This is a genomic window from Ruminococcus sp. Marseille-P6503 (assembly GCF_900604945.1).
Classification (GTDB): domain Bacteria; phylum Bacillota; class Clostridia; order Oscillospirales; family Ruminococcaceae; genus FB2012.
Window position 1 is genome coordinate 284,434 of the sequence record NZ_UWPB01000001.1, and the last position, 22,388, is coordinate 306,821.

The following is a 22,388-nucleotide window of genomic DNA, read 5'->3' on the forward strand; positions in this document are numbered from 1 at the left end:
GTTTTAGGAATATCACTTGGCTGTCACTGACAAAGCTTAAAATAATATCGTACAATTTGCAGCAGTCGGCAAGTATATTTGTGTAGAAATACTTGACTTATTTGAAATAACGTAGTATAATGTATGAATTGAAGTGTATTTACAAGCGGAATTTTACGCTTTGACTGAGAATATTCGCGAAAGGAATGTTTATAGATATGGCAAGACTGAAAAAAACTGCCGCTTTGCTGACTGCAGCTATGATCGCTTGTACTGCCGCCGGCTGTTCGGATACAAGCTATACTCTCAAGGCTGACAATGAGGAGATCCGTGCGGGGATCTACATTGACTATATGCTCAACGAGATGTCTTATCAGATTTCTATGCTTTATTATAACGAGGGTATCACCGAGGATTATTTCAGCCAGGAAATTGAAGGCAAGTCTTTTTCAGAGTACGTTTCAGAGCAGGCTTTGAAAAATACCAAGGAATACGCTGCGATAACAAAGCAGTTTGAACAGCTGGAGCTTGAGCTTACCTCGGATGAAATGAAGGACATTAATTCCACCGTAAACGACGCCTGGGATAATCAGAGCGAGCTTTATGAGAAGGAAGGAATAAGCAAGGAGTCGCTTAAAGAGGTATATCTTTGTACCCTGAAGCGCGAAAAGCTGTTCAATTATTTCTACGGAGAGGGCGGAGCGGAGGAAGTGTCCGCCGATGAAATGCAGACATATATAAACGATAATTATCTTCGTTATAAAACGATATCCATAAGCAAATCCTCTTCTGAGGACGAGGAAACGGCGAAAGCTGAAAATGAGGAAAACGAGGCGCTGAGAGATGAATACCTTGAAATGGCGCAGGGTCTGTCCTTTGACGAGTTTGATCAGGTGATTGACGCATATCAGGAATATCAGGAGGAGCAGTCCGCTTCCGAAAGCGGCGACAGCAGCGGAGAGTCCTCCGACAGCGCTGAGAGTGATGAAAGCTCTGAAAGCGGCGCGGATGCGGACAGCGAAGAAAGCTCTGACGATACGTCGTCCGTTGTTGATGCGTCGTCCGAGGAGGAAACGGACAGCTCGCTGACCGAATCGTCTGATCCGGCTTCGGATAGCGGGGAAAGCAGCGAATCGGATTCTGATACGGACAGTTCGTCGGAGGAAGAAGAGGATCCGTATCCAAACGAAACAATGGTGAACTTCGGCGCCTATGAGGAGGAAGATCTGGAGAGCGATTACGGCAAGCTGCTGAGCGAGATCGACAGCCTTGAAATAGGAAAAGCGGCAGCCTATGAAAACGACAGCGCTTATTACATTATCATCAGGGGCGACGTTTCAGAGAGAACTGATTACGCTGAGGATAACAGGGATTCTATTCTTCAGGAAATGAAGAGCGAGGATTTCCAGACCAAGGTCGACGCTTGGGTGGAGGCGATAAGCTTTACCGAAAATGAAAAAGCGCTCAGGCGTTATACTCCGGAAGCTGTTTACGATAAGCAGAACGAGTATTATGAAGAATTAAACGGTTAAAATTATACGGGGGTAGTCAATTGAGGGCTGCCTCCGTTCTGTTTCAGCGCAAAATAATACAGATTTAAACTTGGTGTAGGAAAAACGGGTGAATAAAAAATGCTTCCTGTGCGGAAGCTCGGAGGTAGCTATGAAATTCAGAGACAGAATAGCAAGATTTATGTACGGAAGATACGGAACCGATAATTTGTTTTACTTTTTGTCGGTTGTGTATATAACGCTTATGCTGGTGAATGTGTTTGCACATTCCTGGACGCTTTATGTGCTGGGCATAGCGGTGTTTGTAATCACCTTTTACCGTGTGCTGTCGAGAAATACGGTCAAAAGAATGAATGAGAACGTAAAATTCAACAGGCTGTTCGGCGGCATAAAAGACTGGTTTTTAAACAGGAAGTCAAGAATAAAGCAGAACAAAAGCTATTGCTTCAAGCGCTGTCCTAACTGCGGAAAGGTACTCAGACTGCCGAGAGTGAAAGGAAAACACTCTACGCGCTGTCCTGCCTGTTCTGCTGATTTCAACGTAAGAGTTTGGTTTGATAGGAAAAAATAAAAGATTTTAGTGCAGGTTGCACATATGCCGTCGTTTAATGGGCGGCTTTTTTATGCGGTTATATAATTTGATTATTAATTTATATAATAGTATTGACAAGTTATATAATTGTGATATAATAATATATAGAATAACAGATAAATAAACAGAGGGCAGCTGTATAAAAAGCAACGCAGTGTAAAAAATAATGCCGTAAAAGGGAAAAGAGCTGATTTGAAATGAAGAAAAGCGTATATAGTCTTGTACTGGCGGACGATGTTGTTGAAGCGATAGACGAGCTTGCTTATTCAATGAATACCAGCAGGTCGAATCTTATCAATCAGATACTTGCCGAAAAGGTTTCTCTTATGACTCCTGAAATGAGAATGAGGGACATTTTTTCACGCATAGAGCAGCTTATGGACGGAAGATTCCAGCTGCTTGACCAGTCCTCAGATACTATGATTTCGATAAAAAGTCCGCTTAAATATAAATACAAGCCTACCGTGAAGTACAGTATAGAGCTGTACAGGTCTTTTGAGGGCGCTGTAGGAAAGCTGAAAATTTCCCTGCGTACTCAGAGCAGCCGCCTTATTCAGACTATGAATGAGTTCTTTAAATTATGGAAGTCGGTTGAGGATAATTACCTTTCTCAGATATTCCGCGGCGGAGTTCCTTGGGAAGCTTCCGGACTGTCGTTTTCCAGAGAGTTTTACGCTCCGTCCGGCAGCGGGCTTTCCGACCTGCAGATCGCAGATTCTATCGGAGGGTATATAAATATGATCGACGCGGCGATAAAAATATATTTTGAGCATTGCGATTCTCCGCAGTCTGCAAGGCAAAAGATAAGCGAGCTTTACGCCGGCTATCTGAATAAAGGAGTAGCTGTGATTTAAACGCCTGCCGGCATTAATGCAGGCGGTAACTGAGTTGAGCGAATGCTCGGGCGGTTTCGGGCAACGATCGTCTGCGCCGTTCGTCAGGCTTTAACCGAACCGTGAAATAAGGGGGTTATATTATGAACATTCAGAAATTTACACAGAAGTCATTGGAAGCGCTGCAGGAGGCTCAGTCGATAGCTTCGAGGAATTCCAATCAGGCGGTAGATCAGGAGCATTTGCTGCTGGCGCTGCTTAAACAGGAAAACGGACTTATTCCGCAGCTGTTTCTGAAAATGGACATTGATCCTCAGAACCTTGCGGACGCTGCTGAGAAGGCGGTCGGATCTGTTCCTAAGGTGCAGGTAGGAGGACGGGAGCAGGGCTCCGTATATATTTCCTCGGAGCTTGACCGAGCGCTTTCCGAGGCGGAGGCTCAGGCGTCGAGAATGAAGGACGAATATGTTTCGGTGGAGCACATTGTGCTTGGCGTTATGGAATCGCCCAACAAAGCGGTTAAGGAGCTGTTTAAGTCCTTCAATATCACCAGGAGCAAGTTCCTTCAGGCGCTCCAGTCGGTAAGAGGAAATACTCAGGTTACCAGCCAGAACCCTGAGGAAACCTATGATGTGCTCAAAAAGTACGGGCAGGAGCTTGTGGAGCTGGCAAGGGACGGCAGGCTTGATCCGGTTATCGGCAGGGATAACGAGATAAGAAACGTTATCAGGATACTTTCGAGGAAAACCAAGAACAATCCGGTGCTTATCGGCGAGCCGGGAGTAGGTAAGACCGCGATTGCCGAGGGGCTTGCCCAGCGTATAGTAAGGGGTGATGTTCCGGATAATCTTAAGGACAGAAAGGTTTTCTCACTTGATATGGGCGCGCTCGTCGCGGGCGCAAAATACAGGGGGGAGTTTGAGGAGCGTCTTAAAGCCGTTCTGCAGGAGATAAAAAAGAGCGAGGGTCAGATAATTCTGTTCATAGACGAGCTGCATACTATCGTCGGAGCGGGAAAGACCGACGGAGCAATGGACGCCGGAAATCTGCTCAAGCCTATGCTTGCAAGGGGGGAGCTGCACTGTATAGGCGCTACGACTCTTAACGAATACCGTCAGTATATTGAAAAGGACGCCGCGCTTGAAAGGCGTTTCCAGACGGTGCTTGTAGACGAGCCTACCGTTGAGGATACTATAGCTATTCTCAGAGGTCTTAAGGAGCGCTACGAGGTTTATCACGGCGTAAAGATTCAGGATCAGGCGCTTATTGCCGCCGCCACTTTGTCAAACAGATATATTTCCGACAGGTTCCTGCCGGATAAGGCTATAGACCTTGTTGACGAGGCGTGCGCGCTTATTCGCACCGAGATGGATTCTATGCCGACGGAGCTTGATGAGATACAGCGTAAGATAATGCAGCATGAAATAGAAGAGGCGGCGCTTAAAAAGGAAACCGACAAGCTTGCGCTGGAGCATTTGAAGGACGTTCAGAAGGAGCTTTCGGAAATGCGCGAGCGGTTCAATGAGATGAAAGCCAAGTGGGAGAATGAAAAGAACGCGATTTCCAAGGTTCAGAAGCTGAGAGAGGAAATCGAAGCCTGCAATGCGGAAATAGAAAAGGCGGAACGAAGCTATGATCTTAACAAGCTTGCGGAGCTTAAATACGGCAGGCTGCCCGCCTTGCAGAAGCAGCTGGAGGAAGAGGAGCGCAATGCTGAAAAAAGCTATACCTCGAACACGCTGCTGAGAGATAAAGTAACTGAGGAGGAGATAGCTAAAATCATCTGCCGCTGGACGGGGATCCCCGTTTCAAAGCTTATGGAGGGCGAACGTGAAAAGCTGCTGGGTCTGGAGGATATTCTGCATAGGCGTGTAATAGGACAGGACGAGGCGGTTGAAAAGGTAACGGAAGCCATTATGCGTTCAAGAGCGGGAATAGCAAATCCCAGCCAGCCTATCGGTTCATTCCTGTTCCTCGGCCCTACCGGAGTGGGAAAGACGGAGCTTGCAAAGGCGCTGGCGGAGTCGCTGTTTGATGATGAGAAAAATATTATACGGATCGATATGTCGGAATATATGGAGAAATTCAGCGTAAGCCGTCTTATCGGAGCGCCTCCGGGATATGTAGGCTACGAGGAGGGTGGACAGCTTACCGAGGCTGTAAGGAGAAAGCCTTATTCCGTAGTTCTGCTTGACGAGATAGAAAAGGCTCATCCTGACGTGTTCAATATTCTGCTTCAGGCGCTTGACGACGGAAGGATCACAGATTCTCAGGGAAGGACGGTTGATTTCAAGAATACTATAATAATTCTTACCTCCAATCTCGGTTCTCCCTATATTCTCGATGGAATTACAGAAAACGGAGAAATTTCCGACGAGGCGCGCGGGCAGGTGGATAAGCTGCTGAAAAGCCAGTTCAGACCTGAATTTCTGAACCGTCTGGACGAGATAATTTACTACAAGCCGCTGCAGAAGACTGAGATCCTCAGGATCGCGGACCTTATGATAAACGAGCTCAGAAAGCGTCTTGCCGAAAAGCAGGTAGGAATAGAGATCACCGACGCGGCGAAAAACGCTGTCGCGGAGCAGGGCTTTGACCCTAATTACGGAGCAAGACCTCTTAAAAGATTTATACAGAGAAAAATTGAAACGCTTATTGCGAAAAAGATAATTGCCGGCGAGGTAGAGCCGGAGTCGGTTATAACAGTCGATTACAGAAACGGAGAGTTTGTGTGCTGAAAATACTGACGTGTATGAACCGGGGACGCTGATGACCGACGTTTGATCTGTAGGCCGGTTCTGAATAATGTAAAATCCGTCTGCCGTATTATTCGGCGGGCGGATTTGTTTTTTTGTCTGAATTTTCTGTCTGAAGCCGGCATATAAATTATTATCAAAGCAATATCGTCTCGCGTCCGTTCGGCAGTATTACACGGTATTGCGGTTATAATTAACAGGAGGTATTTTATATGTCGGAAATTCAGGGCAGACATAACGTTATATTGGAAAACCGTTCGCATCTTGTGCTGTCGGGCGTAACCGATGTGGACAGCTTCAATGAAACCGAAATAGCGCTTTTTACTCAGCTGGGAGAGCTTACGGTTAAGGGGAATAATCTTCATATCAATGAGATGAGCGTCGAAAGCGGAGATCTGTCGGTGGAGGGCGATATATGCGCTCTGATCTACGGGGATAAGGACAGAAAGAAAAAGCTGACGGCTTTCGGTAAGATTTTTAAGTGAGGTGGAGCATATGACTCCTATGCAGCTTGGAGTTGCGGCGGAAACTCAGGTGTTTTTACTGTCCTGTCTTGCCGGAGCGGGACTGGGCGCGCTGTACGACTGCTTAAGGGTTTTCAGAACGGCGGTAAGACACAACAAGATAATGCTTTTTATCGAGGATTTTGCTTATTCTGTTTTTTTCGGTTTTGTTTATTTTATTTTCGGCGCGGCGCAGACAGGTCAGCTCAGGTTTTTTACCTTTGTGGGTATGGTAATAGGAGCGCTGCTTGAACGCATCGTGCTGGGAAATACCGTGGTAGCTATGGTAAAGGCTGTGACGGGCTTTATATGGCGTATGATCGTTTCTCCGGCGGCAGGATTTATAGCTAAAATTGCACTATTTATTAAGTCGGCTTTTGTGAAAAAGTACCCAAAATTTCATAAAAGTAAAAAAATCGGAGAAAAAGTCTTGAAAGTATAGATTTTAATAGTGTATAATAATATTAACTGAAATGAAAGCAAACAAGGATAGTTATCGGAAAGGAAGTGCGGTTAAATGGTCGGAAAAAGGAACAGCGCTGAAACGACCGGTAGCGGGGACAGAAAGACAGGAATCGTCAAGATCATTACGACTGCAGCAGTTTTTTGTCTGATTATCTATTCGGTATTCAATATTATTTCTCAGCAGGCGCAGATCGCTCAGCTGAAAAAGCAAAGTGAGGAGCTTTCGGCTAAAATAACCGAGGCCGAGCAGCAGAATGACGAATATGTAAGGCTTCTCAGTGCGGACGACGAGTCGGAATATATGGAGCGTATCGCTATCGAAAGGCTGGGGTACGCTTACCCTAACGAGAGAAGATTTTATGTGGTTGAAGGGAAATAGGTCCGGCGGCATATAAACGGATCTTCAAAAGACGCTTTATCCGCAATTTGTACCAAGGCTTCTTGCTGTATTATTCGGGGGAGCAGGATTTATTGTTCAAAAGCCGTGCGAGGCATAAAAAATATTAAATTAAGAGAGGATTATAAAATCAAATGCAGCTTGAGGTTGGAAAGATCTACGAGGGTAAGGTAACCGGTATCACAAAGTTCGGAGCTTTTGTCGAGCTTGATAAGGATACGACGGGAATGGTACATATTTCAGAGGTGGCAAATACTTTTGTAAATGAGATCAAGGATCATATTCAGGAGGGTCAGACCGTAAAGGTCAAGGTTCTCTCTCTTGGGGAGGATAATAAAATTAGTCTTTCGATAAAAAGGGCTTTGCCCGCTCCTCCCAGAAAACAGAAGGATAACGGCAGTCAGCGCGGCGGACAGAGCAGGCAGAATAATCAGGGCCGAAGCGGCGCGTTTCAGAAGCATGGTACGCCAAGAAATAAGGACTTCGACAGGGAGCCGCAGGATTTTTCCAAAAATCCGCCTCCGGTTTATGACCCCAAGGCAGCTTCGGGAAACGCTGATTTTGAGGATATGCTCAGCAGGTTCAAGAGCGCCAGCGAGGAGCGTTTTTCCGATCTGAAGCACGTTATGGATAATAAGAGAAGAAGCGCGTCTAGGAGAAGGTAAGCTTGCCCGGAGCGTTTGAATCAGAAGATTTCAGGCGGACCTGGTTCGCCTGTTTTCAGTTTTAATTTAAGGCTCTGAGAGCCGCTTTCGGAGAATGTTAATATGAAGAATTTCAAAAAAACCTTTGCCTTTATATTTTTTATGCTTGCCGGAATCATTCTGGGAGCGTTCATCGCTTATGTATGCGAGGGAAAGTCTTATGTGGGCTGGCTTGCGTGGGGAAAAAGAGTAGGGCTTGAAAGCTTTGCCGTCGATCTCTATGTAATAAAGTTCAATATCGGCTTAATGGTTCACGCTACGATATCTCAGATATTTACGATTCCAATCGCTTTGATAGTTTACGCCAAGACCTGCAAGGGACTGTAATTTATGCGGAGAAGTGCTATGAGATTCAGGAGGTTTAGAATATTTGCTTCGGCGGCGACGGCGGCTTTGATTTTTTCCTCGTGTTCTTTTGCTCCCAGCGTTGAGGGAGAGGATCTGATAAAAAAGGCAAGAGAGGAATACAAGGCTCTTGACAGCGCCAGAGTCGTTATGACCAATACCGATACCGGAGAGGTTGAACAGACCTTTACTTTCAAATATGATGAAAAGGATATACTTATGTATTCCTATGAGGGAAAAAGCGAAAGCTCTGAGTACGCCCAGTTCCATAACGGAGCCGAGTGTTTTTCCTATGAAAACGGAGAGTACAGCCATGTTCAGAAAGGCGACAATGACTTTAACCTTTATACCCGTGACGCCACTCATCCTCAGGCTGACGAAGGGCTGATACTTTTCGCTCCGGCAGCGGTAACGCAGGCCGAGGTAACCGAGGAGAACGGGATAACGCATATAACCCATATATACGACGCGGAAAAAATCGGCGCGGAGGCTGAGAGCGGAGAGGTCATCGGATTTTCGGCGGAATATTTTTTCAGCGGCGACGAGCTTCAGTATTTTATTGAAACTACCGGCGTAAGGGAAAACGGAGAGGACAAGCAATATTCCTATAAGGTTGAAATAACCGAAAAAAACAGTGTTGAAAGCATTGAGAATACAGTTGAAAAATATATTGACGAATAAAAAGATCCGTTTCGGCAGCTGATTTCTGTTCCGAAACGGATCTTTAGTTATGCGGCCTTAATTCTGTTTTAAGGCGCGGGTATTATTATCAGATTACCCTAAGGTTTTGCCCTCAAATTCAACTCTGCGTTTAATATCGTTCATCAGCTCGTCGAACTGCTGCGGATCAAGGGACTGTGCTCCGTCGCAGAGCGCCTTTGCAGGGTTGTTGTGAACTTCAATCATAAGTCCGTCGGCTCCGGCGGCAACTGCGGTTTTGGCAAGAGGAGCTACCATCCATGAAAGACCGGTAGCGTGGCTTGGGTCTATTATAACCGGCAGGTGAGTAAGCTTTTTAAGCATCGGAACCGCTGATATATCAAGCGTATTGCGGGTTGAGGTTTCAAAGGTTCTTATTCCCCGCTCGCAGAGAATGACGTTGGGATTTCCTCCTGCCATAATGTATTCGGCGCTCATAAGCCATTCCTCGATCGTATTGGCAAGCCCTCTTTTCAGCAGAATAGGCTTGCTGCATTTGCCGAGAACCTTCAGCAGGTCGAAATTCTGCATATTTCTCGCGCCTACCTGAATAACGTCCACGTCGCTGAACATATCAATGTGAACCAGATTCATTATCTCGGTTACGATAGGAAGTCCTGTTTCCTTCTTGGCTTCAAGCAGAAGCTTCAATCCCTCTCCTTCGAGTCCCTGGAATGAATACGGCGAGGTTCTGGGCTTGAAGGCTCCGCCTCTCAGCAAGGTCGCGCCGCTTGCCTTTACGTCTTTGGCGACCTCGATGATCTGTTCCTCGGTTTCAACGGAGCAGGGACCTGCTATAACGTTGAATATGCCCTCTCCTACAGTAACCTTGTCCGTTACCTTGATCATGGAATCCGTCGGGTGCATTTTGCGGTTGGCGGCCTTATACGGTTCAGATACGCGCTTTACGTCCTCTACAAAAGACGAGCCCTTGAGCGTGTCGATATCAATTTTTGTCGTATCGCCGATGATTCCGACGATCGTAGTATGCGAGCCCTCGCTGAGATTGGTTTTAAGACCTTTTTCGTGAAGTCCGGCTATAAGCTCCTGAACGTTGTCCTTTGTAGCGGTTGAATTAAGAATAACTATCATAATATTTACTCCTTAATGCTGCGATTTAAAGCTTTTATCTTTTTATGCTTTTAAGCTTTTATGTATTAAAGTATACAGTATTTTTTTGTGATTGTCAACAGCATTTTTAATAAATCCGCGTAAAATAAAAAACGTTTATATGTGTATTATGACTATTGAGCAGTCGTGTAAAAAGTCAATAAAAGGCAGTATAAATTTTTGCTCAAAATAAAACTGATACCGCCCGGCAGCAGTATCAGTTTTGTGTAATATGTTATCAGCGCTTATTTCATATCGGCAAGCAGCTTTTCCGCGCTTGCAAGCTTAACCGCGCATACGAAAACTTTCATAGCCTCTTTGATTTCTTCGATAGGCGGGAAGGTAGGCGCGATCCTTATATTGCGATCCCTTGGATCATTTCTGTAGGGGAACGCCGCGCCGGCAGGAGTAAGCGCAACTCCGGCTTCCTTGCAGAGAGCTACGATTCTCTTGGCGCATCCGTCCATTGAATCAAAGCTGATAAAGTAACCTCCGTTAGGATTATGCCATGAACCGATTCCGAGTGGAGCTATCTCTTTGCTTAACGCGCTGAGAACTGCTTCAAAGCGGGGAGCGATTATTTCTCTGTGCTTTTCCATGTGAGCCATAAGCCCCTCGTAGTTTCCGAAGAACTTGGCGTGACGAAGCTGATTGATCTTGTCGTAGCCGATGGTCTGGATAGTCATGAGCGATTTGATGTAATCAACGTTTTTCTTTGAAGCTGCCATAACGGCGATTCCGCCTCCGGCAAAGGTGATCTTTGAGGTTGAAGCAAACATATAGACCATATCCTCGCGGCCTGTTTTCTTGCACTCGTCAAGAATGTTGAGAAGCTTGTCTGGAGTTTTGGTCAGGTGATGTATGCAGTAAGCGTTGTCCCAGAAAATCCTGAAATCCTCAGCCTTTGGATTAAGAGCGGCAAAGCGTTTTACAACTTCGTCAGAATATGTGATTCCGGTAGGATTGGAGTACATAGGGACGCACCAGATACCCTTGATGGTATCGTCTTCTGCAACCAGCTTTTCGATCATATCCATATCGGGGCCGTCCTCTTTAAGGGGAACGGGTATCATTTCGATTCCGAAGCTTTCGCAGATTGCGAAATGCCTGTCGTATCCGGGAACAGGACACAGCCATTTGATCTTATCGTAATCCTTCCATGGCTTGTGAACTCCGTCAACTCCGAATATGATACATCTAGCTATCATATCGTACATAATATTCAGGCTGGAGTTTCCGCAGATAATAAGCTCATCGTTTGAAACGCCCAGCATAGGCGAGAAAAGATTCTTGGCGTCGATGATTCCGTCCAGTCCGCCGTAATTGCGGCAGTCGGTTCCGTCGGAAGCTTTGTAATCAGCGTCATAGCTGTTGACAGCGGCGAGCATTTTCATGGCAAGGTCAAGCTGCGCGGACGAGGGCTTGCCTCTCTCCATATTAAGGGAAAGACCTTTTTCCTTGTAGCCGTCGTATTCAGCCTGAGTTTCAGCTTTGAATTTTTCCAGTTGTTCCTTGCTCATTTCAGATAGCAGCATAAAATAATCCTCCATACCATTTATAAATTATAATCTGTATTATATTTCATCATGTATTATTGTATACCTTTACAAACAATTTTGCAAGTTGTTTTTGGCAATCCTGCAAAAAATCATGATTTTACACATATTACTTAGATTTTACACTGTATAAATGGGCAATTTTCATAATAGTAATTCGTGACGTTCACAGCCTGAGCTTCAAAAGACAAAACTTCTCAGATGTAATGGACGGTAAGACCGCCGAAGCTTATTCTTCCTTTGACTATAAGCGTTTTTTCCTCGCCGCCTTGTATTCTGACGCCCTTTTCCTCCATTCCTCCCATTGAGAAATCTACTTTGTTTATTACAGTCCAGGTTTTGGGAACGTAAATAACAACTCCTGCAAAGTCAGTGTTCAGATCAAGCTCCGCTGAGCTTCCGTCGATGACGGCGTTGTCGAAATAAAGCTTAACTCCGGCAAACCGGCTGTTTACGTTCACTTTTTTTAAGCAGTCGGAATTTATATATCTTATGCAGCCGCTGAATTTTGCTTCGATGTTTATTTCGCTTCCGTCTGAAACTTCGCTGTTGCCGCTGCCGAACTCATTTGCAGGGATAACGTGCGCGTCGTTGTATTTTTTATACCATTTATATTTTTTAGGAAAAAGCAGAGACAAGCCTATGCTCAGGAAAAGAGCTATTCCCAGAACCGGCCATGGCGTAAGCTTTTCAATGCCGAGTTGTTCGCTGAACAGGATAGCTATAACGGCCAGCGGAAATAGTATTCCGGAAAAGCTGGCATATCTTACGCTTTTTACTATCAGGGGTATCAGAAGCAGCGTGATTATAAGGCTTACAAGGCTTACTCCTATCAGCAGATCAAGCGCGTTAAGTATTATAAGAGCGGCGGCCAGTATAAAAAACGTTCCCCAGAAAAAACTTCTATTCTTCATAATTTCTCCTTTCGCTTATGCGGATCCTCAAAGCCTTGTAGTAATTTCTTGATACATACACCTGCTTATGAGTATTCCTGAATTTTACCAGACTGGAAGACGTAAGGTTCTTTTCAATGGAATAAATATGATTAATATTCAGAATTGCGGATTTTGAAGCTCTTATGAACTGTATCGGCAGAATTTCCTCCAGCTCGTAAAGCTTATGCTTTATCTGAAATACGTCGGACGTCGTATGGGCGTCAATCCTGCCGGGGGATGTTTCAAAAAACAGAATACTGTCAAGCGGCATGAAATATTCGGTCTGCCTTTTGTAAAATACCATTTTCAGTCCGTCCGATACGCCGCTGACCGCCTTTTGAAGCTCCCTGATATTTTCATTCAGCTCTCTGCATCTGATAACTACCTCGTCCTCCTCAAAACTGCTGTCTATCACGATTCTGATCTTCACCTTACCGCCTCCCCGCAATTTTATTATAATACGCCGACCGCTGTTTTGTAAATAAAAATCATGCGACAGGGCGAATTTGCGCTGCAACAGGTAATGTTATAAAAGCAAACGCCGTTTCAGACCTCGTATCCGATCTGAAACGGCGCGGCGTTCTTTAATAAGCCTTGCCCCAAAGCACCATTTTCTTCGCGGGTTTTCCGCAGCATACGCATTTGTCTGAGAGCTCATGCTGTTCAAAGGGAATACATCTTGAGCCTACGCCGGTAATTTCCTTTACCTTGTCCTCACATTCCTCTTCTCCGCACCACATAGCCTCTACAAAGCCGTCGCCATTTTCCTCAAGCACCGCTTTTATTTCTTCCATAGTCCTGCACTGATAGGTCTTATTTCTTCTGTTTTCCAGAGCCTTGGCAAGCATTCCCTGAGGAATTTCCCTTTCCAGCAGCTCAGTCACCTTATCCTTAAAGGTTTCAAGCATATTTTCAAGAGAAACGGCGGTTTTTTCTCCGTTATACCGTGTAGCTATTACGCACTGGTTATTCTCAATATCCTTAGGGCCTATTTCAACCCTGAGGGGAACGCCCTTCATTTCGTATTCAGCGAACTTCCAGCCCGGAGAGTTGTCGGAATCGTCAAGCTTGACTCTTATACCGTTTGCTTTCAGCTTTTCGTAAAGCTCGTTCGCTTTGTCAAGAACGCCCTTTTTGTGCTGAGCGACAGGAACTATAACAGCCTGAACCGGAGCGACAGCGGGAGGAAGCAGAAGACCGTTGTCGTCGCCGTGAGTCATGATAATCGCGCCTATAAGACGGGTGGTTACTCCCCAGCTGGTCTGATGAGGATACTGCAGCTTATTTTCCTTGTTGGCGTACTGTATCCCGAAAGCTCTTGCAAAGCCGTCGCCGAAGTAATGTGAGGTTCCAGCCTGCAAAGCCTTTCCGTCGTGCATAAGAGCTTCGATGGCATATGTGGCCTCAGCACCCGCGAATTTGTCTGAATCGGTCTTTCTGCCCTTTATAACGGGCATTGCAAGATATTTTTCGCAGAAATCCGCGTAAACGTTAAGCATACGCTCCGTTTCCTCAACGGCTTCCTCGGCGGTTGCATGAATAGTATGCCCCTCCTGCCACAGAAATTCTCTTGAACGCAGGAAAGGACGGGTAGTCTTTTCCCATCTTACGACCGAAACCCACTGGTTGTAGAGCTTGGGCAGGTCTCTGTAGGAATGGATAATATTTGCATAGTGCTCGCAGAAAAGCGTTTCGGAGGTAGGGCGTACGCACAGACGCTCTTCAAGCTTTTCGCTTCCGCCGTGAGTTACCCAGGCAACCTCCGGCGCGAAGCCCTCAACGTGATCCTTTTCCTTATTAAGCAGGCTTTCCGGAATAAACATAGGCATACAAACGTTTTCATGTCCCGTAGCCTTGAACATACCGTCAAGTATCCTCTGAATATTTTCCCATATAGCATAGCCGTAGGGACGGATTACCATACAGCCTTTAACGCTTGTGTATTCTATAAGCTCAGCCTTTTTGCATATATCGGTATACCATTTTGCAAAATCCTCATCCATTGAAGTTATCGCGTCAACTAATTTTTTGTCCTTAGCCATTAAAAAAACCTCTTTCTTATTTCAAATAAGCGCATATATTCAAGCGCCTCGCGGATAAAGCAGGCGGAAGCCTGTCAGTCTTTTTTTGTATCGCCGTTATTTTTTTCGCTTCGCTTGAAATTGACCGCATAAATGTCCTTATTGTATATTTTATAATTCAGGTCGTAATCCTCATGCTGGGCGTCGTAAGGGCCTTTGACCGAAGGCTCTGTCCCGGCGTTATCATTTTCCTCCACCCTTTCGGGACTGCTGCCGAGCTTGGGATAACGCTTGATAATACGCGCGGCTATTTTCGGCGTCAGGATACACACGACTGCAATAAGCGTCATAATAACCGCACAGCCTATGAATAGCTGTATCAGTATATCAACAAGCTCCTTATTCAAGCCGCTCACTCCTTTTTAAGCATTATCGTTTCTGAAATACAACAGCCCGCTACAGTCATCTGCTTCAGACGCAAATTTACAGTCGGCAGTTGTATGTTTGCGGATATACGTTTTTTATTGATTAAAAACTCTCAAAACGTCTTACAAGCTTTTATAAGCGCATTTTTAGTCAATAAACTTCAAAGAGTTATTGTTGGTATCCAGTATAGCCTGACTGCCTACTGGTAGGATCGCATGATTTTTCCCATGTCCAAAATCATCACAATAGGCAACTGGCACATTGTGATATTCACCGAATCTACTTAACCTTTCAAGAAGCTGAGTAGAAAGCGTATCTGAATAATTCCCAAAAAGCAAACCAACTACATTTTCTATAAAGCCGCTTTGTTCAATATGCGATATGAGCATACTTACCGCGGCTAAACAACTGAATTCTTCACGGTCTTCCAAAAAAAGGATATATTTTTTGCTCTTATCAATACGCAAATATTCGCTGTTTACAGAAAGTGCAAAATTCCATGTATAACCGCCAATCAAAATACCGTTGCAAACCCCGTTTTTTAAAGAATACCATTTACTGTTGCTGACAAAATGCCCCGTATTCTTATTGATAAGATGTGATGAAAACTGTTCATAGGTGTAGTCCTGCAACTCGGCGAAATGGCCTGGCGATTGCCCATAATAGGTGATTAAGCCTGTCTTTGAATAAATCGCGTTGAGGATAGAAGTTCCGTCGCTGTAGCTCAAAAACAATTTTGGATTTTTCTTTATATTTTCATAATTGATAAGGGGTAGCAACTCAATACTTCCATAGCCGCCTCCGAAAAAAATCAGCTTTACCTCGTCGTCAAGAATCATTTGATTCAAGTCATCTGCGCGTTCTGCTTCGCTCGCTGCGTAACCATATGTGTCTTTGAACAGGTTAGAGCCGGTTTTCACTCGAAAACCTTTCGCTTCTATTCCAGAAATAATCTCCGCGTAGCTGCTAATTGAAGCAATATGGCTTGGTGAAATAATACCAATTGTATCGCCTATGCTCAATTTATCCGCCCGCATATAATCGCCTGCTTTCTCAACATAAAATACAATCTTAGTTTAACAGTATCATTTTATCACAAACCATGCCGATTTTCTAATTCATCCCAAAAGCTGGGGAGAGTAATAAACAATCATTCTCGTCCAGACAAACAGACCGTTCTACAATTTTTTATTGATTTTATAGACGGAAATCGTCTTATAACTTCTTGCAAGTGTTTATAGAAGTGAGGAAAAGCCTTGATTTATAAGGGTTTTCCCGTATCTCTATATATCCTGCCGTATCTCCACATAAATTCGTTTGTAAAAAGTTCCATAGCAAGCATTGGAAAAGGGTACCCTTTCCGTAAAAAATACTCGTTTTTGCCTGTGACAGAAATAGAGATTTTTGTTCGTTGGGAATATCCTAAGCTCTTATGTAAATGGGAAGCTATCATTTCATTTCACGTAAAACAAATTCTATATTTTCTTCGATTGATTTAGTACCATCTATTCTTATAATAGGACATTTTAAACATTGTATCCATTCTTCTACTGTGTTTTCTTTTCTGTTTTTTACCATGTCAAAAAAACTTTTTTCTCGTTCGTATAAATCCCCACCGGGTTCCATTCTATCTCCAAATTTTTCATAAGAACGATTTTTAACTCTCTGCATTCTTATATCCTTAGGTACTTCGATTAATATTGCATATTGAAAAAGCGAATAAACTTCCGTTCCGTAATCTCCCTTTATAGAAGAAAACACAAAGTTTTTATAATGTACTATATCATGTAGTAATAAAGATTTTGCTTCCTCTCTTGTTCGAGGATTAGCAAAAAGGTAATTCTTATCTGTTTTGGGGAAATACAAATCTTCGTTATCAATAAAATGGAATTTTAGTTTTTCAGCAAGTGCTTTTCCAAATGTGCTTTTTCCTGCACCATTTAAACCGCACACAAGTATTCCGGTCTCCACAATGTACCTCCTTAATCTATCCGCCCAATTATGTTTTGTCGATTTGTATGCTCATATTTTAGCGCTTATATATGAAATTTTCTACTATAACCCAGCTTCCTACATAGCATGGTATCCCCTTATATCTGCCCGTATCGTTTTATATCGGCTTATTGAGTCAGGGTGGCAAAAAAGCGTCAAAATGCTATTTCAGGCGTTTGAAGTCACACTTGTATTTATAAAAAATTAAGCATTTATACGGGTTTAAGGTGTTTTACTCGTTGTACCGTTAAAAAGTATAATACTATTTTTTATTATATCACTGTTTGAGTTTAAATGCAAGTGCTTCAGGGAGAAAAAAGCAGTTTGTCGAGTACTGCAATGTTTTCTGCAAAACATCAGGCTATGAACTTGACTTTTGCAGAAAAAGATGATATACTGTATAAAAAGTGAATAATCAGATTTGCAGGGGGACTGGCGCCTGTTAAGGCTGCCGAGTTGAGAAGGTAGAACCTGACCCTTTGAACCTGTTGGTTAATACCATTGTAGGGAAGCAAAAAGGCGTACTTAGCGCGTTTGTATAAGGACTTTCGGATAATGGGAGTTCTTTTTTGTTATGCTGTACATTATCAGAGAATATCTGGCAGCCGAAAGGAGATATTAGTATGAAAAACTGTCTTGCCATAGCCGGCTCCGACTGCTCCGGAGGGGCGGGAATACAGGCCGATCTTAAAGCGTTTTCTGCAATGGGAACGTTTGGAATGAGCGTTGTTACTTCGGTGGTTGCCGAAAATACGTCGAGGGTCATTTCAATTCAGGATATCGACTGCGGTATTATCGCCGATCAGATAGACGCTGTTTTTGAAGATATCCAGGTGGACGGAGTAAAAATAGGAATGCTTTCAAACGCGGATATAATGAAAACTGTCGCGGAAAAGCTTAAAGAATACAAGCCGCGCTTTGCGGTAATAGACCCTGTGATGGTTGCCACAAGCGGCGGAGCTCTGCTGAAAAGCGACTCCCTTGACGCTCTGGTAAACGAGATCATACCGCTGAGCTTTGTGCTTACCCCGAATATACCTGAAGCCGAGGTTCTCTCCGGCATGAAGATAGAAACTGTCGGCGATATGCAGAAGGCGGCGGTAAGGATACATGATTTAGGAGCTGATAACGTTCTTGTAAAGGGCGGACATCTTACTGAGGAGGCGACGGATATTTTGTACGACGGGGAGAATTTTCACAGCTTTTCTCATGAAAGAATAGCTTCAAGGAACACCCATGGAACAGGCTGTACGCTGTCTTCGGCGATAACTGCCAGGCTTGCGCGGGGAGATGACATTATCACAGCGGTCCATACCGCTAAGATCTATCTTACCGAAGCGATACGCAATTCCTTCAGCGTGGGCAAAGGAAACGGACCGGTAAATCATTTTTATGAGTATTATAATATGAAAGGACTTTGATCATGAGAAATTACGCAACTCAGATGGAAGCGGCAAAGAAAGGAATCGTTACTCCTGAAATGCAGACTGTCGCCGGCAAGGAATATATGGACGTCAACAGACTTATGGAGCTTGTTGCAAAGGGCGAGGTATGTATTCCGGCGAATATCAATCATAAGTCGCTGTCAGCCGAGGGAATCGGAACGGGAATGAAGACAAAGATAAACGTAAACCTTGGAATATCAGGCGACGCCAAGGATTACGACCTAGAAATGAAAAAGGTTGATATGGCTCTGAAATTCGGGGCGGAAGCGATCATGGATCTTTCAAATTACGGAAAGACCAATAAGTTCAGAACCGAGCTTATCGCTAAATCGCCTGCAATGATAGGAACCGTTCCAATGTACGACGCCATAGGATATCTGGATAAGGATCTGCTTGAAATAACCGCTGAGGATTTTCTGAAGGTGGTGCGCGCTCATGCTGAGGAGGGCGTAGATTTCATGACTATTCACGCAGGAATAAACCGCCGCGCGGTGGAGGCGTTCAGGCGTGAGGGCAGAAAAATGAATATTGTTTCCCGAGGCGGCTCGCTGCTGTTTGCCTGGATGATGATGACGGGAAATGAAAATCCGTTTTTCGAGTATTACGATCAGGTGCTGGATATACTTAGGGAATATGACGTAACTATTTCGCTGGGCGACGCTCTCCGTCCCGGCTGTCTTGCGGACGCTACCGACGCGGGTCAGATATCTGAGCTTATAGAGCTTGGTAATCTGACGGCAAGAGCGTGGGAAAGGGACGTTCAGGTAATGGTCGAGGGTCCCGGTCATATGGCTATGGATCAGATCGCGGCCAATATGAAGCTTCAGAAGAGGATTTGCCACAACGCTCCCTTTTACGTTCTCGGACCGCTGGTTACTGATATCGCCCCGGGCTACGACCATATAACTTCGGCTATAGGCGGAGCTATAGCGGCGGCAAGCGGAGCGGACTTCCTTTGCTATGTAACTCCTGCCGAGCATTTAAGGCTTCCCGACGCCGACGACGTTAAGGAGGGGATCATGGCAAGCAAAATCGCCGCTCATGCCGCTGATATTGCAAAGGGTATCCCTCACGCTATGGACAGGGACAATGCTATGGCGGAGGCAAGACACAAGGTTGACTGGGACGAAATGTTCAGGCTGGCGATTGATCCCGAAAAGGCTCAGAGATTTTTTGAACAGACTCCGCCTGCCGACCGTCATACCTGTTCAATGTGCGGAAAAATGTGCGCTGTAAGAACTACCAATATGATTCTTGAGGGCAAGGAAGTTAAATTCTGTTCGGAAAAATAGATTCCCTAAATGCACGGGGCACGCGTTTTATAATGGAGTGATTATAAATGGGCTTGTTCAGGAAAAAAACGCGAAAGATGACAACGGGTATATCAATATAAAGGTAAAAAAGCTTATTGAATGGAACGAACCTAACGGTGAGGTCTGTATTGTATCCGATAGAATTACCAAGGAAGGCTGGAAGGCAGGATATATGTACAGAGAGAAGCCCAATTCGGATTATCCCGACAGCGGTTGGCGCTTATATGCAGGCGATGAAGATGAGGAGTATTCAAATGATCCGAATAATTGCCATGTGTTCGCGCTTAATACAGTATGCAACTATGACCCGGAAATCATTCCGTATCTTCACTCCCCAGTCGGTACCTGTCTGATCAGGGTAAAGGGCGGAAGATTTATAACAGATGACGGAACTCAGCCGATCGTTATGGAAAAGCAAAGCGGCGTCGGCTAGGTTATATACGGAGAATCGATAGTTGATTATCTTTGCTTGACAGTTTGCCCTGCGGCATTAATAATCATTATTCTATCTTTCTCTTTCCTGCGGAAGGGCTGATAAGTTCCCTTTCCGCATAAAGTAAACGCGGGAGGGGAATTTGCCCGTCCGGCGTGATAACTTTTCCCGTATGAGGAGCGTTTTACGGGGTTTTGCGGAAATCTCCTATCCGTATAAACAGAGTATTCAGCGAGGGAACCCGTGTTTCGGGGTGAGAGGGCGCTAGCGAGCGCCGACCGAAAATATTTTATATTTTCATGCTGCTGTACAATTTTCAGTACAGTATCGCGCTGTCGCTGGATATTTAGCTTGTGTCCGGCGGACTGCCGCATGAGTACAGGAGGTTTTCTATCATGAAAAAAACAAACATTCACAAGCTTACGTTCGCAGCGGTTCTTACCGCTCTGGCAGTCGCGGGGTCGCTGATATCGTTCCCTATAGGAGCGTCGAAATGCGCGCCGGTTCAGCATCTGGTAAACATAATCGGAGCGGTATTTCTGGGACCTGCATGGAGCGTAGGCATAGCCTTTGCAGCTTCACTGCTGAGAAATCTGCTGGGACTCGGTTCGCTTCTGGCTTTTCCCGGTTCTATGGTGGGAGCGCTGCTTGCGGGTCTGCTGTATAAGTACATAAAAGCGCTGCCTGCGGCTTATATCGGCGAGCTTTTCGGAACCTCGGTTCTTGGCGGACTTCTGGCCTTTCCGGTTGCAAAGTATATCGTCGGCTCCGACGCGGCGGCTGTGTTCGGTTATATTCTGCCGTTCTTTGTAAGCTGTGCCGGCGGAACGGTTCTAGCGATTTTTATTGTTACAGCTCTGAAAAAGGCTAAGGTATTCGACGGATTTCTCGGAATAGGGAAAACGGCAGGGGAGGTCAAAGCATGATTGTTGGAGAAATTGCCGGACAGTTCGATACAGTAAGAGAAAAGTGCCCTCTTGTTCACTGTATAACAAATTACGTTACCGTAAACGACGTCGCCAACGCTGTTCTTGCCATAGGCGCTTCGCCGATCATGGCGGACGATATTAACGAAGCCGCGGATATTGCTTCTGTGGCCTCGGCTCTCGTCATCAATATGGGAACGCTCAATCAGCGCACTGTGGCTTCTATGCTGGCGGCGGGAAAGGCTGCGAATCAAAAGGGGATACCCGTTGTTTTCGATCCTGTAGGCGCGGGCGCGTCGGCTTTCAGAAACCAGACCGCTAAGGCGGTTATGGAGAATGTAAGGGTTGATATTTTAAGAGGAAATCTTTCCGAAATGTCTTTTATGGCAGGGCTTGAGGTTTCCACAAAGGGCGTTGATTCCTCTGCGGAGGACGAGAAGAACGACTCCGCTTCGGTGGCGAAGAACGCGGCGGAAAAATACGGCTGTATCGCGGCAATAACCGGAGCGGTCGATACTGTAAGCGACGGCAGTCGGATTGTACGGATTTCAAACGGACACCCGATGCTTTCCAAGGTAACCGGCACAGGCTGTATGACGTCCGGGATCGTAGGAGCCTTTGCAGGAGCGTCGGACAATATGCTGTCAGCGGCGGCGGCAGGTATCTGCGCTATGGGAATAGCTGGAGAGCTTGCTTACGAAAAGGCAGGAGAGCTTGGAACGGGAAGCTTTCACATTGCGGTGATCGACGCGCTAAGTAAAATCGACCGGGCGCTTGCCGCAGAAAGGATCAGGGCAGATGAGAAATAAGATCGACTATACGCTTTATCTCTGTACGGACAGGGAGCTGATGTCCTGTAAAACTATTGAAGAATCGGTGGAGGAGGCAGTCAGGGGCGGAGCGACAGTGGTACAGCTCAGGGAAAAGGACTGCTCCAGCCGTGAGTTTTACGAGCTTGCGTTAAGAGTAAAGCGGATAACCGACAGCTATAGCGTTCCGCTGATAATCAACGACCGTACGGACATTGCTCTCGCGGCAGACTGCGCCGGAGTTCATGTGGGTCAGAGCGATCTGCCGTGCAGGGAACTGAGGAAGCTGATGGGAGATAAGCTTATAGGCGTTTCGGCGGCTACCAAGGAGGAAGCCTTGCAGGCGGTAAACGACGGAGCTGATTATCTAGGAGTAGGAGCAATGTTTCCTACCGATACGAAAACCGACGCCAGACACGTTACAAAAGAACAGCTGGCGGAAATAAGAGCCGCGGTCGACATACCGATTGTTATAATCGGCGGAGTAAATAAAAATACACTGGGTGGATTCAAAAATATGGGAATTGACGGAATAGCGGTTATTTCCGCTATTGTGGCGCAGCCTGATATAAGAGCGGCAGCAGAGGAAATAAAGAAGCTTTGGACAGAAAATAATATATAAAGACGCTGAAAAACGC

The 22,388-nt window shown here is 45.3% G+C and carries 24 protein-coding genes and 1 riboswitch; of the genes, 16 read left to right on the forward strand and 8 right to left on the reverse strand.

The features are described from left to right. Nucleotides 1-197 precede the first annotated feature (197 nt). The 10 genes from EIH25_RS01295 to EIH25_RS01340 all read left to right on the forward strand — a co-directional run bounded on the left by EIH25_RS01295 (nt 198) and on the right by EIH25_RS01340 (nt 8,766). A complete protein-coding gene (locus EIH25_RS01295) occupies nt 198-1,511 on the forward strand; it encodes a hypothetical protein (RefSeq protein WP_124098122.1) in 1,314 nt (437 codons plus the stop codon). Between the two features lie 130 nt (nt 1,512-1,641). Next, nucleotides 1,642-2,061: a hypothetical protein gene (locus EIH25_RS01300; protein WP_124098123.1), complete on the forward strand. Its 420-nt coding sequence runs from the start codon at nt 1,642-1,644 to the stop codon at nt 2,059-2,061. A 218-nt stretch (nt 2,062-2,279) separates the two neighbouring features. Further along, on the forward strand, nt 2,280-2,936 hold the full coding sequence (locus EIH25_RS01305; RefSeq protein WP_124098124.1) for a CopG family transcriptional regulator: 657 nt from the start codon (nt 2,280-2,282) through the stop codon (nt 2,934-2,936). Nucleotides 2,937-3,058: 122 nt separating this feature from the next. Then, the gene (gene clpB, locus EIH25_RS01310) at nt 3,059-5,653 is read left to right on the forward strand and encodes an ATP-dependent chaperone ClpB (protein ID WP_124098125.1); all 2,595 of its coding nucleotides are present in this window, start codon (nt 3,059-3,061) and stop codon (nt 5,651-5,653) included. 230 nt (nt 5,654-5,883) lie between these two features. Beyond that, nucleotides 5,884-6,156 (forward strand): sporulation protein YabP, encoded by a 273-nt coding sequence (gene yabP / locus EIH25_RS01315; protein ID WP_124098126.1) that lies wholly within the window; start codon nt 5,884-5,886, stop codon nt 6,154-6,156. Nucleotides 6,157-6,166: 10 nt separating this feature from the next. Continuing rightward, nucleotides 6,167-6,616: a spore cortex biosynthesis protein YabQ gene (yabQ, locus tag EIH25_RS01320; RefSeq protein WP_124098127.1), complete on the forward strand. Its 450-nt coding sequence runs from the start codon at nt 6,167-6,169 to the stop codon at nt 6,614-6,616. A 75-nt stretch (nt 6,617-6,691) separates the two neighbouring features. Beyond that, entirely contained in the window at nt 6,692-7,018 is a 327-nt protein-coding gene (locus EIH25_RS01325; RefSeq protein WP_124098128.1) for a septum formation initiator family protein, read from the forward strand. Between the two features lie 152 nt (nt 7,019-7,170). Continuing rightward, entirely contained in the window at nt 7,171-7,701 is a 531-nt protein-coding gene (locus EIH25_RS01330) for a S1 RNA-binding domain-containing protein (protein WP_124098129.1), read from the forward strand. A gap of 102 nt (nt 7,702-7,803) precedes the next feature. Continuing rightward, the gene (locus EIH25_RS01335; RefSeq protein ID WP_124098130.1) at nt 7,804-8,067 is read left to right on the forward strand and encodes a DUF4321 domain-containing protein; all 264 of its coding nucleotides are present in this window, start codon (nt 7,804-7,806) and stop codon (nt 8,065-8,067) included. Nucleotides 8,068-8,085: 18 nt separating this feature from the next. Continuing rightward, complete coding sequence (locus EIH25_RS01340; protein WP_124098131.1) at nt 8,086-8,766, forward strand: hypothetical protein; 681 nt, start codon at nt 8,086-8,088, stop codon at nt 8,764-8,766. 93 nt (nt 8,767-8,859) lie between these two features. Here EIH25_RS01340 and aroF read toward each other — a convergent pair whose 3' ends face one another. From aroF to EIH25_RS01380, 8 genes are all read right to left on the reverse strand, one after another. Beyond that, on the reverse strand, nt 8,860-9,876 hold the full coding sequence (gene aroF / locus EIH25_RS01345) for a 3-deoxy-7-phosphoheptulonate synthase (RefSeq protein WP_124098132.1): 1,017 nt from the start codon (nt 9,874-9,876) through the stop codon (nt 8,860-8,862). A gap of 263 nt (nt 9,877-10,139) precedes the next feature. Beyond that, on the reverse strand, nt 10,140-11,429 hold the full coding sequence (locus tag EIH25_RS01350; protein ID WP_124098133.1) for an aminotransferase class I/II-fold pyridoxal phosphate-dependent enzyme: 1,290 nt from the start codon (nt 11,427-11,429) through the stop codon (nt 10,140-10,142). Nucleotides 11,430-11,647: 218 nt separating this feature from the next. After that, entirely contained in the window at nt 11,648-12,364 is a 717-nt protein-coding gene (locus EIH25_RS01355; RefSeq protein ID WP_124098134.1) for a hypothetical protein, read from the reverse strand. Beyond that, nucleotides 12,354-12,815 (reverse strand): LytTR family DNA-binding domain-containing protein, encoded by a 462-nt coding sequence (locus EIH25_RS01360; RefSeq protein WP_124098135.1) that lies wholly within the window; start codon nt 12,813-12,815, stop codon nt 12,354-12,356. The genes EIH25_RS01355 and EIH25_RS01360 overlap by 11 nt, the downstream gene beginning before the upstream one ends. Nucleotides 12,816-12,969: 154 nt before the next feature. Next, nucleotides 12,970-14,427 (reverse strand): proline--tRNA ligase, encoded by a 1,458-nt coding sequence (proS, locus tag EIH25_RS01365; RefSeq protein ID WP_124098136.1) that lies wholly within the window; start codon nt 14,425-14,427, stop codon nt 12,970-12,972. Nucleotides 14,428-14,501: 74 nt separating this feature from the next. Beyond that, nucleotides 14,502-14,813 (reverse strand): hypothetical protein, encoded by a 312-nt coding sequence (locus EIH25_RS01370; protein ID WP_124098137.1) that lies wholly within the window; start codon nt 14,811-14,813, stop codon nt 14,502-14,504. A 165-nt stretch (nt 14,814-14,978) separates the two neighbouring features. Beyond that, entirely contained in the window at nt 14,979-15,869 is an 891-nt protein-coding gene (locus EIH25_RS01375) for an LD-carboxypeptidase (RefSeq protein WP_124098138.1), read from the reverse strand. A gap of 412 nt (nt 15,870-16,281) precedes the next feature. Further along, entirely contained in the window at nt 16,282-16,803 is a 522-nt protein-coding gene (locus tag EIH25_RS01380; protein WP_124098139.1) for an AAA family ATPase, read from the reverse strand. A 436-nt stretch (nt 16,804-17,239) separates the two neighbouring features. Continuing rightward, nucleotides 17,240-17,352, forward strand: a riboswitch (TPP riboswitch). A gap of 95 nt (nt 17,353-17,447) precedes the next feature. Between EIH25_RS01380 and thiD the strand changes: the two genes are divergently transcribed. The 6 genes from thiD to thiE all read left to right on the forward strand — a co-directional run bounded on the left by thiD (nt 17,448) and on the right by thiE (nt 22,372). Next, nucleotides 17,448-18,245 carry a bifunctional hydroxymethylpyrimidine kinase/phosphomethylpyrimidine kinase gene (gene thiD, locus EIH25_RS01385; RefSeq protein ID WP_124098140.1) on the forward strand — a complete coding sequence of 266 codons (798 nt, stop codon included), beginning with the start codon at nt 17,448-17,450 and terminating at the stop codon, nt 18,243-18,245. Nucleotides 18,246-18,247: 2 nt separating this feature from the next. Further along, nucleotides 18,248-19,561, forward strand: coding sequence for a phosphomethylpyrimidine synthase ThiC (gene thiC, locus EIH25_RS01390; RefSeq protein WP_124098141.1), 1,314 nt, complete (start codon nt 18,248-18,250; stop codon nt 19,559-19,561). A 37-nt stretch (nt 19,562-19,598) separates the two neighbouring features. Beyond that, on the forward strand, nt 19,599-20,015 hold the full coding sequence (locus EIH25_RS01395) for a DUF2185 domain-containing protein (protein ID WP_243113061.1): 417 nt from the start codon (nt 19,599-19,601) through the stop codon (nt 20,013-20,015). Between the two features lie 395 nt (nt 20,016-20,410). Next, nucleotides 20,411-20,941 (forward strand): energy coupling factor transporter S component ThiW, encoded by a 531-nt coding sequence (gene thiW, locus EIH25_RS01400; protein ID WP_124098143.1) that lies wholly within the window; start codon nt 20,411-20,413, stop codon nt 20,939-20,941. Then, nucleotides 20,938-21,750 carry a hydroxyethylthiazole kinase gene (gene thiM / locus EIH25_RS01405; RefSeq protein ID WP_124098144.1) on the forward strand — a complete coding sequence of 271 codons (813 nt, stop codon included), beginning with the start codon at nt 20,938-20,940 and terminating at the stop codon, nt 21,748-21,750. Before thiW ends, thiM begins: the two co-directional genes overlap by 4 nt. Continuing rightward, nucleotides 21,740-22,372, forward strand: coding sequence for a thiamine phosphate synthase (thiE, locus tag EIH25_RS01410; protein ID WP_124098145.1), 633 nt, complete (start codon nt 21,740-21,742; stop codon nt 22,370-22,372). Before thiM ends, thiE begins: the two co-directional genes overlap by 11 nt. The last annotated feature ends 16 nt before the right edge of the window (nt 22,373-22,388 follow it).